Raw genomic sequence first — 13,967 nt, forward strand, 5'->3', positions numbered from 1 at the left:
GGCCTGCCGCCCGCGTCGGCCATCAGGCGCACACCGGCCATCGGGCACACGTCGGCCATCGGGTGCACACCGACCGCCGGGCGCACTCCGGCCCCCAGGCCCGCGCCGGTCACCGTTTCTCCGGGGACGGGCCGCGCGCCGGGAGACGGCGGTTCGCGGGGAACGGACCGCGCATGACGTCACTGCTCGCCATCAGCGACCTGCACATCGGCTACCAGGAGAACCGGAGCATCGTCGAGGGGCTGCGGCCCACCTCCGCCTCCGACTGGCTGCTGGTCGCGGGGGACGTCTCCGAGAAGGTCTCCGACGTCGAATGGGCCCTGGGACTGCTCGCCGAACGGTTCGAGAAGGTGGTGTGGGCGCCCGGCAACCACGAGCTGTGGACCCACCCCAGCGACCCCGTCCAGTTGCGGGGCGAGGAGCGCTACCGGCACCTGATCGAGGTGTGCCGGAACCTGGGGGTGACGACGCCGGAGGACCCCTACCTCACCTGGACCGGCCCCGGCGGCCCGGTCACCGTCGCCCCGCTGTTCGTGCTGTACGACTACACCTTCCGCATGCCCGGCGTGGACACGAAGGAGGAGGCGCTCGCCCTCGCGTACGACAAGGGCGTGGTCTGCACCGACGAGATGCTGCTCCACCCCGATCCGTACCCGACCCGGGACGCCTGGTGCGACGCCAGGATCGCCGAGACCGAACGGCGCCTGGAGGCCAGGCCGCCGGGGGTTCCGACGGTGCTGGTCAACCACTATCCTCTGGTTCGCGAGCCCACCCTGATCCTGTACCACCCGGAGTTCGCGATCTGGTGCGGCACCGAGCGCACCGCCGACTGGCACCTGCGCTTCGACGCCGCCACGGTCGTCTACGGCCACCTGCACATCCCCCGGACCACCTGGCATGACGGTGTCCGCTTCGAGGAGGTCTCCTTGGGTTATCCCCGCGAGTGGCGTCCCAGGCCCACCGCGCCCGGCCAGCTCCGGCGCGTCCTGCCCGACCCGCGGCCCGTCGCATGATCGAGAAGATCCTGCCGTCGTGGGTGGCGAGCGCGGAGTGCTTCGAGGACCCGCCGGACGTCGTGCTGTTCCCCGAGGAGGAGGCGGCCGTCGCCCGCGCGGTGGAGAAGCGGCGGCGCGAGTTCAGCACCGCGCGCCACTGCGCCCGCCGGGCCCTGGCCGACCTGGGGCTGCCCCCGGCGCCGATCCTGCCCGGAGAGCGCGGCGCCCCCGGGTGGCCCGACGGGGTGGTGGGCGCCATCACCCACTGCGCCGGATACCGCGCGGCGGCCGTCTCCCTTGAGGCGCTCACCATCGGCATCGACGCGGAGCCGCACGAGCCGCTCCCCGACGGCGTCCTGCCCGCGGTCTCGCTGCCCGAGGAGCGGGACGAGATCGCGCGGCTCGACAACGGCGTGCACTGGGGACGGCTGCTGTTCAGCGCCAAGGAGAGCGTCTACAAGGCGTGGTTCCCGCTGGCCAGGCGCTGGCTCGGCTTCGAGGAGGCCCACCTCACCTTCTCCCCCTCCGGCACGTTCACCGCCCGTCTCCTCGTCCCCGGCCCCCGGGTGGAGGGCCGGGAGCTGACCGGCTTCACGGGGCGCTGGCTGGTGTCCGACGGCCTGGTCGTGACCGCCATCGCGATCCCCGGGAAACCCTCGCCCTGACCGGACCCGCGTCCGGGCACCGCGCCCGGCCCCCGCAGGCGCGGCCCCGCGAGCATCGGCAGGCCGGCGTGGGAACTCGGCTTCCCGGCGCGGGCGCGTCCTAGGCTGGGTTCATGCCCCACGATCCGATGGTCCTGCCCGACGACCTGCCGGTGCCAGTGGACGACGGTGCCTGCGCCCACCTGACGGGCGCCGTCGTTCCCGCGCTGTCCCTCCCCTCGACGAGCGGGGAGCCGTTCCGCGTGGACCTGGTTCCCGATGGCGCCGAGCGGTTGGTGCTGTACGCGTACCCGCGCACCGGCCGCCCGGGAGAGGAGCCGCTGGTTCCCGACTGGGACCTCATCCCCGGCGCGCGCGGGTGCACGCCCGAGGCGTGCGCCTTCCGTGACCACGCCGGGGAGCTGCGCGCGGCGGGCGCCACCGTCGCCGGCCTCTCCACCCAGGACACCGCCTACCAGCGTGAGGCCGCCGAGCGGCTGCACCTGCCGTTCCCGCTGCTCAGCGACGCGTCTCTGGAGCTCACCGGCGCTCTCGGCCTGCCCACGACACAGGTGGCGGGCATGACGCTGCTGCGGCGCCTCACCCTGGTGATCCGCGACGGGGTGGTCGAGCACTGCTTCTACCCGGTCTTCCCGCCCGACGGGCACGCCGCGCGGGTGCTGGCCTGGCTGCGCGAGCACCGGTGAGGCGGCGGTCCCTCAGGACTCCAGGTAGCGCAGCACGGCGAGCACGCGCCGGTGGTCGCTCTGCGACGGCGGCAGCCCGAGCTTGGTGAAGATGTGCGTGACGTGCTTCTCCACCGACCCGTACGACAGGAACAAGGCCTCGGCGATCGCGCCGTTGGAGCGTCCGTCGGCCATCATGACGAGCACCTCGCGCTCCCGGGGGGTGAGGGTGTCGAGGGTGTCGGCGCGCCTGCCGGTCGCCATCATCCGGGTGACGACCTCCGGGTCCAGCACGGTCTCGCCCGCGGCGATCCGGGAGAGCGCGGTCAGGAAGTCGCCGACGTCGGCGACCCGCTCCTTCAGCAGGTATCCCACCCCTCGCGAGTCCTCGGCGAGGAGCAGGGTCGCCGAGCGCGTCTCCACGTACTGGGAGAAGACCAGCACACCGATGCCGGGGTGGTCGCGGCGGATGTCGATCGCGGCGCGCAGGCCCTCGTCGGTGTGGGTCGGCGGCATGCGTACGTCCACCACGGCGACGTCCGGCCGGTGCTCGTCCACCGCGGCGCGCAGCGCGGTCCCGTCCCCCACGGCCGCGGCGACCTCGTGCCCCCGCGTGGTGAGCAGCAGGGTCAGCCCGGCCCTGAGCACCGCGGAGTCCTCGGCGACGACGACGCGCATGCGACCTCCGTTCAGGTGGGGAGCGGCACCTCCACGGTGACCACCGTAGGCCCTCCGGGAGGACTGTCGATCTCCAGCCGCCCGTCCACGACGCCCACCCGGGCCGCCAGCCCCGGCAGTCCCGTCCCGGCGCCCATCGAGGCGCCGCCCGTCCCGTCGTCGCCGACGTGCAGCCGCAGCAGGCCGCCGCCTCCCGCCACCTCGACGATCGCCCGCCGCGCGCCGCTGTGCCTGACCACGTTGGCGAGCAGCTCGGCGGTGCAGAAGTAGACGATCGCCTCCACGGCGGCGGACGGGCGGCGGGGCAGGTCGACGCGGAGGTCGACGGGCAGGGTGAAGCGCGTGGCGAGCATGGCGAGCGCGGGCTCCAGCCCCTGGTCCAGGACGGGCGGGTAGATGCCGTGGATCAGCAGGCGCAGGTCGGCGATGATCTCCTTGGCCTCGCGGTGGGCGGCGTCCACGAGGTCGCGCGTCCGCCGGAGCCGGTCCTCCCGCGGGGAGGCGGCGAGCTCGTCCTTCGCCATGCCCAGGCTCATCGCCAGCGCCACGAGGCGGGCCTGCGGCCCGTCGTGCAGGTCGCGCTCGATCCGGCGCAGGGTCGCCGTCGCCTCCTCGGCCATCCGGGCCCTCGTCTCCTCCAGGTGGCCGATCCTGGCCGAGTTCCTGGTCCGGCCGAGCAGGGCGCGCACGAGGAACCGCTCGGGGAGCAGCGCGGCCCGCAGCGCCAGGGGGGCCGGCGCGAGCAGCGCCAGACCGGCCACGCCCACCAGCAGGACGCCCGGCCAGGTGTCGGCGTGCGGGCCCCAGGCACCGGCGTACCCCGCCGGCCAGCGGACGGGGTAGGAGAGCAGCAACAGGCCGCCACCCCAGAATCCGACGGCGGTTCCGAGGGCGAGCAGCGCGGTCAGCGGCTTGACCAGCAGGTAGACCGCCGCCCGCCACCCCACCCCGTCGCCGAGCGCCGACACGAACCAGCCGATCGGCCCGGGTCCCGGCCGGAAGGGGGCGGGGGCGGGCGTCCGGACGTCCAGCAGCAGGCGGGCCAGGCCGAGATCGACCGCCCCCAGGTACCGGGCTCCCCGGACCGTGACGGCCAGCATCGGGAGGCCGACGATCGCCGTCGACCACAACGCGGTCAGCAGCATGGCGAGGACGAGGAGCAGACCGATGACGGCGAGCGGCAGCCCGGCCAGCGCGTAGCCCAGCTCGCGCCAGACCCGCCCCGGCCCCGATCCCGTTCCCGGCAGCGAGCCTGAGGAGGGCGAGGGCGACGTGGCCGGGGCCGGAGGGCCGGAGGGAGGGCGGCTCATTCCTCCAGCGTGCCGCACCACGCTCCGGCCCGACATCCGGCGGGCCCGTGGGGGATATCCCGAGGTTTCCCGGCGGATGTCCCCGTGGTCTCCGGCGGGCGGGTTCGCGACGGTGGAGGGGAGCCGGTGTTCGTGAACCGGCGGGAGCCGACCGTACGGCGCGCCAACCGCCGTCCAGACGAAGGAGCCACGGATGTACGGGAAGATCGGATCGTTGTTCACCGGGCTGGTGGCGGCGTCGGCGCTGCTCGTCCCTGCGGGAGTGCCCTCACCCGCGACGTCACTCCCGTTCTCACCCGCGCCCTCACCCGCGACGGAGTCGGCGCGGGCTCCGGCCCCCGCATCGCCACCGCCGACGCCATCGCTGTCAGCGTCGGCGTCGGCGTCGCCGGAAACGGCCTCTCCGACGAAGCGGCTGGAATGGAAGGCGTGCGCGGGTGAGAACCTGCCGGAGGGGATCCGGTGCGCCACCGTCACGGTGCCGGTGGACTGGAGGAAGCCGCGCGGGCGGAGGCTCACCCTGGATCTGGCGCGGCTTCCCGCCACCGAGCCGGCCAACCGGATCGGGAGCGTGCTGCAGATACCGGGAGGACCCGGAAACGAGGGAGTGGAGGATCTGAAGCGGTCGGCGCCCGGCCTCACCGAGCTGCGCCGCCGTTTCGACCTCGTCGGCTACAACCCGCGCAACACCGGCCTCAGGGAGAGGCTGCCCGCGGTGTGCTGGGAGATGGGAACGCAGCTGCTGGAACCCCGCGACCGCGAGGAGTACCGGGCCCAGGTGGCGAAGGTGAAGGCCGCGGCGCGCGAGTGCCGGGACGCCGACTCCAGCGGCCTGTTCGACAACCTCGACTCCCTGTCGGTGGCACGGGACATGGAGGCGGTCCGCGTGGCCCTGGGCGAGCGGCGGCTGAGCTTCATGGCCAACTCCTACGGAGGGGTGCCCGTCGCCGCGTACGCGCGCCTGTTCCCCGAGCGCATCCGGGCGATGTACCTCGACGGGACGGTCGACCAGGTCAACGGATGGGCCAAGGTGCACCTGGACCACGCCGCCGTCGGCGAGCGGACGTTCGGGCGGTTCGTCGCCTGGTGCGCGGCCGACAGCGCCTGCGCGCTGCACGGGGAGGACGTGGGCGCGGTCTGGCGCGCCCTCGTCGAGAAGCTGGACCGCTCCCCGATCCCGATCTCCTCCCCCGAGTTCGGCGAGGGAAAGCTGGCCGGGTGGCACCTGAAGCTGATCGGCTTCCAGGCGAACCCGGGCCCGGACAACGCCTGGTGGGTGGCCTTCTCCACGTCGGTGGACAAGCTCAGGAACGGTGACGCCTCCGGTTTCGCGGAGTTCGTCAACGGCAACTCGCGGATCTGGGCGACACCGGCCCTGCGGGCGATGACCTGCCCCGACGACCGCGGCTTCACCGGGTACGCCCAGTTCCGCGACGTCTCCCGCCGGATGCGGGAGGCCTCCCCCCACCTGGGCGCCGCGCCGTTCGACATGCTGGCCTGCTCCGGCTGGCCGCGGCCCGTCGCCAACCCGTCCCGGCCGCTGCCGGTCCGCGGCCTGCCTCCGTTCCTGGGAGCCGGAACCTGGACCGATCACACCATGACCGCGAGCCTGGCCGGGACGGTGCCCGGTTCGGTCACCGTCCAGTACGACGGTCCCGGGCACGTCCTGTACATGCCGGGCAACAACGGACCCGCCAGCCGGTGCGTGATCGGGCACGCCACCCGCTACCTCGTCGACCTGACGCTCCCGGCCCCGGGCACCGTCTGCCGTCCCGGCGAGTGACACCTCCCCGTCCCCCCGGCCTGCCCCGAGGAGTGACACCTCCCGGTCCCCCGACCTGCCCCTCGCCCTGTCCCCCGTCCTGCCCCGGGGAGTGAGCCCCCATCCCCCGACCTGCCGCGTGCCCCCTTCGCCCCCCGACGGCGGAGGGGCTCGCGTCCCCGAATGAGCGGTTCCGGAAAACCCGCCGGTCCGGCGCGAGAGCACGGGGGCACGGGGGCACGGGGGCACAGCCCGACCCGGCCCGGCCCGGCCCGGCGGAAGGTCACACGACGCCGGCCTTGTGCGCGAACACCGCCATCTGGAGACGGTCGCGAAGGTTGAGCTTGCTGAGGAGGTTGGACACGTGGAACTTGACGGTCGCCTGGCTCACGTACAGCTTGCTCGCGATCTCGGTGTTGTTCAGCCCGTCGGCGACCAGGGCGAGCACCTCGTGCTCGCGTTCGGTGAGTGACTTGACGGCCTCGGGCGGGCGGTACGGGAGCCCGTTCTCGAAGCGGCTCAGGAAGCTGCTGGCGACCCGCGGCGCGAAGAACGCCTCCCCCCGGGCGATCGCCCTGATCGCCCCGACCAGCTCGTCCTGGTCGCTGGAGCGCAGCAGGAAGCCGCGGGCCCCGGCGCGTACGGCGTCGAACATGGCCTCGGGGTGCTCCGTCAGGATGACGCTCCGCACCGAGCCCGCCAGCGGGTCGGCGCGGAGCCGCTCGGTGACCTGGACGCCGTCGAGGCCGGTGAGCCGCTCGTCGACGAGGGCCACGTCCGGCCGCAGGCCCCTGGCCTTGGACACCGCCTCGAACCCGTCTCCGGCGTCCCCCACGACGCGCAGCCCCGGTTCGGCGGCGAGGATCGAGCACAGTGCCGTGCGCAGCAGTCTCTCCGAGTAGCAGATCAGCACCCGGATGTCCGTTCCAACCCCGTTGTTCATCGGTGTCTCATCTCAGGCGCGCGAGGGCGATGTGCCGTGACGGGACGAGTCCGGCGAGCGGTTCCCTGCCGGTGACGACGACGCCGGTGAAGCCGAGTGCCAGCAGCGGCGGCACCCGGCCTCCCGGCAGCCCGTCGGCGCCGACGGCGTCGTCGAGCAGGAGCAGGCAGCGCCCACCGGAGACCGGGGACGTCATGCGGCCGATGCGCGCCAGCCGCACGGCGTCGCGCAGCTCGCTGGGGTCGCGCCGGTCGCGGCCCAGGTCGATGAAGAGGACGTCCAGCCCCATCCGCTGGCGCAGCACCAGGGCGCACTGGGTGGCGAGGGTGGTCTTGCCGACCCCCGGAGGGCCGGTGACGGTCACCAGCGCGGGCTCCCCGCCACCGGAGGCGACCGACACCGTGTCCTCGACCTCCCGCAGCAGCGGGAGCCGGCTCAGCGCGACGGTGCCGCTCACCGAGGGCAGCGCCCACTCCGGGGGCGGCACCACGGCGGAGGCGCCGAGCGAGCGGGGCGGGGCGGCCTCGAAGGTGAGACGGTCGTCGCCGGTCAGCTCCAGGGCGGCGGCCAGGCGGCGCACCGAGGTGCGGTGCGGGTAGCGGGTACGGCCCCGCTCGAGATCGCGCAGCGTGCGCACGCTCAGGCGGGCGCGCTCCGCCAGTTCCTCCTGCGTCAGCCGCGCCTTGTCCCGATGGGTGCGCAGCAGCTGGGCGAATCCCAGGCTGTCGGACAGAAGTGCAGACCTCACGTGACTTCCTCCCGGTGACGATCGGATGCCGTCAACATAGGAAGATCTGGTTATCGTCGGATATCGTCGCGATATCGCCGGTCATTCTGCCTGGTCAGACCGTACGGGCGCTGGCAGCGTGAGCCTCATGCTTCCGACAGGACGGATACGGCGGCCCCCGGCACGGTTACTCGACGACGCGGTCCTGACCCAGCGCTTCGACTGGGAGATGCGCACCCTGCTCCGGCACTACCGGTGGATCGAGCTGACCCAGACCGCCGAGTACGCCCGGATGGGCCTGCTCGGCCACGACGCGGCGGAGCGGATCCACCGGGTGGTGCTCGATCTGACGCCCGAGCAGGTCGGCGCCGAGCGCGCCGCGGCCATGTCGGACCCGCTGTTCGCCCTGGAGAGGTGCGTCCAGGCACGTGTCCCCGAGGGCGCGCACGCCTGGCACGTCGACCGCAGCCGCAACGACGTCCAGGCGTGCGCGCAGCTCATGCTCGGCAGGGAACGGCTGCTGGAGACGGTGGCGGCGGTGAGCGGGCTGGCCAGCGCCACGCTGCGGGCCGCGGCCGGGCACACCGAGTCGGTCATGCCGGGCTACACCCAGCACCAGACCGCGCAGACCATGACCTTCGGCTTCTACCTGGCCGCGCTCGCCGAGGCGGCGACCGACGCCACGGAGTCGCTCCTCGCGCTGTTCGACACGGTCAACCTCTGCCCGCTGGGCGCCGGGGCGATGGCCGGGCTGGAGCTGCCGTGGGACCGGGAGCGGATCGCCGTCGCGCTGGGCTTCGACCGCCCACAGCCGCACGCGCTCACCTCGGTCGCCTCCCGCGCCTGGGTGCTGCGCACGGCCGGGGAGCTGTCGGTGCTCGGCACCACGCTGAGCCGGTTCCTGACCGACCTGATCTGGTGGAGCGGGTCGAGCTGCCGGTTCGTCGACCTGCCGGACGAGCTCGCCGGGATCTCCTCGGCGATGCCGCACAAGCGGAACTTCCCGATCCTGGAGCGGGCGCGCGGGATGACCGGCCACCTGGTCGGGCTCTCGTACGACATCATGATCGGCCAGCGCAACACCGGCTACACCAATCTGGTGGAGGTCTCCAAGGAGAGCACCCGCTTCCTGGAGGACCTCTTCTCGACCTGCGCCACGATGCTGGCGCTGTTCGAGCAGGTGGTCGCGAACGTACGGTTCCACCCGGAGCGGGCGGGCCGGGTGGCGCGCGGCGAGCTGACGGCCGCCTCGACCGTCGCCAACCACCTCACCCTCGAACACGGCGTGCCGGCCAGGAGCGCGCAGGTCGTCGTCGGCTCCTGGATCTCGGCCGCCATGGAACGGCTCGACCCGGCCGCCACCCTCACCCCCGACCTGCTCTCGGCACCGGACCTCGCCGCCGCGGGCGAGCGGCTCGGTTTCCCCCTCGCCGTCGAGGAGGCCGAGGTACGCGGGCTGCTGGACGCCGAGGCGAGCGTGTGGCGCAAGCGGACCGGCGGCTCGACCGGCCCCGAGCAGGTCCGTCTCCTCCTGGAGCAGACCGGCGACCGGCTGGCCGCCGCCGAACGGGGAGCCGCGGAGCGGTCCGGGTGGTTGCGGGAGGCCTGGGAGCACACCACCGGCACGAAGGCGGGCGATCTGTCATGACCATCCAGATGCCGATCGAGGAGACCGTCGCCGGCCGGGCCGGAGGGGTCGGCCGGGGACGCGCCCCCGGCACGTTCGGCGAGCTCCTGCAAGGGATCCTGGGCCCCGGTACGGACTTCCTGGTGACCTTCCCCGTCGACCTGTACGTGGAGGCGGTCTTCGAACCCGACCCGCAGCTGGACCAGGTGATCGTCTCGCCGCCGCACAAGAACAAGGCGCGGCGCCTGGCCACCGGGATCCTGTCGCGGTACGGGGTGCACACCGGCGGCTGGCTGATGCTCAACAGCGCGCTGCCCGAGGGCAAGGGCATGGCCAGCTCCACCGCCGACCTGGTCGCCACCGCGCGGGCGGTGGACTCGGCCTTCCGCCTGAAGCTGCCCAACCGGCTGCTGAAACAGATGATGGCCGAGATCGAGCCGTCCGACGGGGTGATGCACCCGGGGATCACCGCGTTCTTCCACCGGCAGGTGCGGCTGCACCGGCGCATGGGCACCCTCCCCCAGCTGACCATCGCCGGGATCGACGACGGGGAGAGCGTCGACACCGTCGCCTTCAACCGGTCGAGGAAGCCGATCCCCGCCCACTGGGCGGTGCGCTACGGCGAGCTCCTGGACGACCTCACCCGCGCCGTGCGCGACCACGACCTGGCGGCGGTCGGCAGGGTCGCCTCCGCCAGCGCGCGGCTGTTCCAGACCTTCAACGCCAAACCTCACCTGGCGGCGGTGGAGGAGATCTGCCGCGACGTGGGCGGGCTCGGCACGGTCGTCGGGCACAGCGGCACGTGCCTGGGGATCCTGCTGGCCCGGCACGACCCCGAGCACGGTCCCCGGCTGGCCCGCGCCCTCACGGAACTGGAGCGGCTGGGGCGGCCCCTCATCGTCTGTAGGAGCACGAGTCGGACATGACACTGAGAACTGACGCGATCGACGCCATCGGCCGGACCCCGCTGATGCGCCTGCGGGCGACCGGCGGGGCGACCGTCCACGCGAAGCTGGAGCTGGCCAACCCGTACGGAATGAAGGACCGCGTCGCCAGGCAGGCGATCCTGACCGCGAGGGCCGAGGGGGTCCTGGCCGACGGCGGCCTGATCGTGGAGAGCTCCTCCGGCACCCTGGCCATGGGGGTCGCCCTGGTCGGCACGTACCTCGGCCACGGGGTGCACATCGTCACCGACCCGCGGATCGACCCGATCACCATGGCCAAGCTGGAGGCGCTGGGCGCCACCCTGGACATCGTGCCCGCCATGACCGGCAACGGCTGGCAGAGCGCGCGGCTGGAGCGGCTGCAGGCCGTGATGGCCGCCAACCCGGGCGCGTTCTGGCCCCGGCAGTACGACAACCCGGCCAATCCCGCCGCCTACGACCGCCTCGCCGAGGAGGTCGTCTCGGAGATCGGCCGGGTCGACGTGCTGGTGGGCGCGGTGGGCAGCGGCGGCTCGCTGTGCGGGACGGCGCGGGCCCTGCGGCGGACCAACCCGGGATTGCGCGTGGTCGCCGTCGACGCGGTCGGCAGCGCCATCTTCGGCCAGCCGGACGTGCCCAGACGGCTGCAGAGCGGCCTGGGCAACAGCCTGGTCCCGGCCAACGTGGACTTCTCGGTCATCGACGAGGTCCACTGGCTGTCCGACCGGGAGGCGTTCGCCGCGACGCTGGAGCTGGCCTCGTACGAGAAGGTGTTCGCGGGCAACAGCTCGGGCTCGGCCTACCAGGTGGCGCGCTGGCTCGCCTCGCGGCTCGACCCGGACGTCTCGGTGGTGGTGATCTTCCCGGACCGGGGCGACCGGTACGTGAACACGATCTACAGCGCCGAGTACCGGGCCGCGCACGGCCTGACCGACCTGCGCCCGCCGCTCGCCCCCGACCCCATCCAGCTCACCGACACCGCCGTGACCTGGTCCTACGCGACACTGGGCCGGGCCCTGGAGTACGTATGAACCCGCCCCCGGCCCCGCCTCCATCCTCGGCCCCGTCCCCGGCACCGCCTCCGGCCCCGGCCCCGATCCTCGTCTTCGTCGAGTCCAACACCACCGGCTCGGGGATGCTCGCCTTCGCCAGGGCGGCGGCGCTGGGCTTCACCCCGGTGCTCGCCACCGACAGCCCCGCGCGCTACAGCGGGCTCGCGGCCACCGGGGTGCGGGTCGTCACGTGCGCCACCGGCTCCCCCGACACCCTGGCCGCGGAGCTGTGCCACGCCCTCGGGGATGTCGCCGAGATCGCCGGGGTGACCACGACCAGCGAGTTCTACACCGCCGCGGTCGCCAGGGTCGCCGCCGACCTCGGGCTTCCCGGCAACCCGCCGGAGGCCGTCGCCGCCTGCAGGGACAAGGGACGGATGCGCCGTACCCTGGCGGCGGCCAGGCTGCCCTCCCCCGCCTTCGAGCTGGTCGGCCCCGGCGACGACTTCGACTCGCGGATCGTGGTCGCGCTGTCGCGGATCGCCCTGCCGTGCGTCGTCAAGCCCGTCGACGACACCGGCTCGCTGAGCGTGGTGCTCTGCTCCACGCCCGGGGAGGTGGCCGCCCACTGCCGCCGGATCATCTCGGCCGGAGTCAACGTGCGGGGGCAGGCCACCGCGAGGACCGCGCTGATCGAGGGGTACCTTGCGGGCCCGGAGTTCAGCGTGGAGACGGTCAGCTCCGGCGGGTTCCACCGGTGCGTCGGCATCACCGCCAAGCGGGTGACGTCGCCGCCGCACTTCGTGGAGCGCGGGCACGTCTTCCCCGCGCCGCTGCCCGCGGAGGAGGTCCGGGTGCTCACCGGAACCGCGCTGCGCGCGCTGGCCGCCGTCGGGATCACCCACGGCGCCACCCACATCGAGATGAAGCTCATCGACGGTCACGCGTACGTCGTGGAGATCAACGCCCGGCCCGCGGGCGGCATGATCCCCGAGGTCGTCGCGCGGGCGTGCGGGTTCGACCTGCTCGACGCGCACCTGCGGGCCGCGGCCGACCTGGACCAGCTGCCGCTGCCCGACCGCTTCACGCCCGCGGGCATCGCCTTCCTGCTGGCGCCGGACGGCACCGGGAACGAGCGGGGAAAGGTCACGCTGCTGGAGGTGGCCGGGGTGCAGGACGCGGGCTCCGTGCCGGGTGTCGACGCGGTGACGGTCACGGCGCCGCCGGGCTCGGAGGTGCGGCCGGCCCGCAGCAGCTACGACCGGCTCGGCTACGTGATCGCGCACGCGCCCGGTCACAGCGAGCTGTACGACGCGCTGGACACCGCGCTCGGGCACCTGCGGCCCGTCCTGCTCCGCGAGCTGCCGATCGAGATCCCCCGGCAGGGCTACCGCATCTCCCCTTCCTAAACCCCCCGCCCGCCGGTCGTCACCGGTCCTCCGGCCCTCACCGCCCCTCCCGGAACCCCGATCCGGCCGTCCCCCCGTCACCCCGTCACCTTCACCACCCCTCCCGGAACCCCCGATTGGAATCCCATGACGAGCGTGCTGGACACACCCCACCTGGTCGCCGGAGAGAACGACGACGGCGGCGAGATCGAGCTGCGCAGCGACACCTTCACGCTGCCGACCCCCGAGATGCTGGAGGCCGCCGCGAACGCGCCGCTGGGCGACGACGTCTACGGCGAGGACCCGACGGTGGCCAAGCTGGAACGGCTCGCCGCCAACCTGCTGGGCAAGGCCGCGGGCTGCCTGATGCCGAGCGGCACGATGGCCAACCTCGCGGCGCTGCTGGCGCACTGCCCGCGCGGCGGCAAGGCGATCGTCGGCCACGAGTCCGACCTGTACGTCTACGAGGCCGGGGGCGCGTCGATGTGCGGCGGCATCGTCTACGAGCCGCTTCCCAACCTGCCGGACGGGACGATCAGCCTGGAGGACATCGCCGAGGCGTGCACGGTCGACCGTGCCGACCCGCAGATCGCGCCCCCGGCGCTGGTCAGCCTGGAGACGCCGCAGAACCGGTGCGGCGGCCTGCCGCTCCAGCTGGACTACCTCGCCGAGGTGGCCCAGCTGACGCGCTCGCACGGGGTGGCGCTGCACCTGGACGGGGCGCGCATCTTCAACGCCTCGGTCGCGCTGGGCGTCACCCCCGCGGAGATCGCCTTCTACGCCGACACGGTGCAGATCTGCCTGTCGAAGGGCCTGTGCGCGCCGATCGGGTCGGTCCTCGTGGGCGACCGGGCGATCATCGCCCAGGCAAGGCGGATGCGGAAGATGCTCGGCGGCGGCATGCGGCAGGCCGGCATGATCGCCGCCTGCGGCATCATCGCCCTCACCGAGATGACCGGCAGGCTCGCCGAGGACCACGAGAAGGCCGCCCGTCTCGCCCGCGGGCTGTCGCGCCTGCCGGGCGTCCGGCTCACCCCCGGCCCGCCGGTCACGAACATGGTGTTCTTCCGCGTACGCGACGAGCGCTACACCACCCGCTCGTTCATCGCGGCGGCCCGGCGCCGGGGCGTCCGGGTGGAGGAACTGGGCCACGGGCGGATCCGCGCGGTGACCCACGCCGGGGTCGGCACCGACGCCGTCGACCGGGCGATCAAGGTCTTCGCCGAGCTGCTCGCCGCCAGCGGCCGATGAGAACGGACGAGAACGGGCCGATGAGCGGGCATACGAAAGAG

At 73.5% G+C, this 13,967-nt stretch carries 13 protein-coding genes; 9 read left to right on the forward strand and 4 right to left on the reverse strand.

Annotated elements, in window-relative coordinates; genetic code table 11:
* The first annotated feature begins 173 nt into the window (after positions 1-173).
* From ACFFRH_RS36755 to ACFFRH_RS36765, 3 genes are all read left to right on the forward strand, one after another.
* Positions 174-1,013, forward strand: a complete 840-nt coding sequence (locus tag ACFFRH_RS36755) for a metallophosphoesterase family protein (RefSeq protein WP_386162127.1) — start codon at positions 174-176, stop codon at positions 1,011-1,013.
* Positions 1,010-1,660 (forward strand): 4'-phosphopantetheinyl transferase family protein, encoded by a 651-nt coding sequence (locus ACFFRH_RS36760; RefSeq protein ID WP_386162129.1) that lies wholly within the window; start codon positions 1,010-1,012, stop codon positions 1,658-1,660. Before ACFFRH_RS36755 ends, ACFFRH_RS36760 begins: the two co-directional genes overlap by 4 nt.
* 113 nt (positions 1,661-1,773) lie before the next feature.
* Positions 1,774-2,346 (forward strand): peroxiredoxin, encoded by a 573-nt coding sequence (locus tag ACFFRH_RS36765; protein WP_386162131.1) that lies wholly within the window; start codon positions 1,774-1,776, stop codon positions 2,344-2,346.
* Positions 2,347-2,358: 12 nt separating this feature from the next.
* Here the strand turns inward: ACFFRH_RS36765 and ACFFRH_RS36770 are convergent, their stop codons facing one another.
* Positions 2,359-3,003, reverse strand: coding sequence for a response regulator transcription factor (locus ACFFRH_RS36770; RefSeq protein ID WP_386162132.1), 645 nt, complete (start codon positions 3,001-3,003; stop codon positions 2,359-2,361).
* 11 nt (positions 3,004-3,014) lie between these two features.
* The gene (locus tag ACFFRH_RS36775; protein WP_386162134.1) at positions 3,015-4,313 is read right to left on the reverse strand and encodes a sensor histidine kinase; all 1,299 of its coding nucleotides are present in this window, start codon (positions 4,311-4,313) and stop codon (positions 3,015-3,017) included.
* 193 nt (positions 4,314-4,506) lie between these two features.
* On the opposite strand from ACFFRH_RS36775, the gene ACFFRH_RS36780 reads away from it, so the two are divergent.
* On the forward strand, positions 4,507-6,096 hold the full coding sequence (locus ACFFRH_RS36780) for an alpha/beta fold hydrolase (RefSeq protein ID WP_386162136.1): 1,590 nt from the start codon (positions 4,507-4,509) through the stop codon (positions 6,094-6,096).
* 262 nt (positions 6,097-6,358) lie between these two features.
* On the opposite strand, the gene ACFFRH_RS36785 is transcribed toward ACFFRH_RS36780, so the two are convergent.
* Both ACFFRH_RS36785 and ACFFRH_RS36790 read right to left on the reverse strand, forming a co-directional pair.
* Positions 6,359-7,018, reverse strand: a complete 660-nt coding sequence (locus tag ACFFRH_RS36785) for a LuxR C-terminal-related transcriptional regulator (protein WP_386162137.1) — start codon at positions 7,016-7,018, stop codon at positions 6,359-6,361.
* A 7-nt stretch (positions 7,019-7,025) separates the two neighbouring features.
* Complete coding sequence (locus ACFFRH_RS36790) at positions 7,026-7,766, reverse strand: helix-turn-helix domain-containing protein (RefSeq protein WP_386162139.1); 741 nt, start codon at positions 7,764-7,766, stop codon at positions 7,026-7,028.
* 127 nt (positions 7,767-7,893) lie between these two features.
* On the opposite strand from ACFFRH_RS36790, the gene ACFFRH_RS36795 reads away from it, so the two are divergent.
* The 5 genes from ACFFRH_RS36795 to ACFFRH_RS36815 all read left to right on the forward strand — a co-directional run bounded on the left by ACFFRH_RS36795 (position 7,894) and on the right by ACFFRH_RS36815 (position 13,926).
* On the forward strand, positions 7,894-9,393 hold the full coding sequence (locus ACFFRH_RS36795) for a lyase family protein (protein WP_386162141.1): 1,500 nt from the start codon (positions 7,894-7,896) through the stop codon (positions 9,391-9,393).
* Entirely contained in the window at positions 9,390-10,298 is a 909-nt protein-coding gene (locus ACFFRH_RS36800; RefSeq protein WP_386162143.1) for a GHMP family kinase ATP-binding protein, read from the forward strand. Before ACFFRH_RS36795 ends, ACFFRH_RS36800 begins: the two co-directional genes overlap by 4 nt.
* A complete protein-coding gene (locus tag ACFFRH_RS36805; protein ID WP_386162145.1) occupies positions 10,295-11,326 on the forward strand; it encodes a PLP-dependent cysteine synthase family protein in 1,032 nt (343 codons plus the stop codon). The genes ACFFRH_RS36800 and ACFFRH_RS36805 overlap by 4 nt, the downstream gene beginning before the upstream one ends.
* Positions 11,323-12,696, forward strand: a complete 1,374-nt coding sequence (locus ACFFRH_RS36810) for an ATP-grasp domain-containing protein (protein WP_386162147.1) — start codon at positions 11,323-11,325, stop codon at positions 12,694-12,696. The genes ACFFRH_RS36805 and ACFFRH_RS36810 overlap by 4 nt, the downstream gene beginning before the upstream one ends.
* Before the next feature lie 135 nt (positions 12,697-12,831).
* Positions 12,832-13,926, forward strand: a complete 1,095-nt coding sequence (locus ACFFRH_RS36815; protein WP_386162149.1) for a GntG family PLP-dependent aldolase — start codon at positions 12,832-12,834, stop codon at positions 13,924-13,926.
* Positions 13,927-13,967 lie beyond the last annotated feature (41 nt).

It is taken from the genome of Streptosporangium vulgare (assembly GCF_042428775.1).
Taxonomy (GTDB): Bacteria; Actinomycetota; Actinomycetes; order Streptosporangiales; family Streptosporangiaceae; genus Streptosporangium; species Streptosporangium vulgare.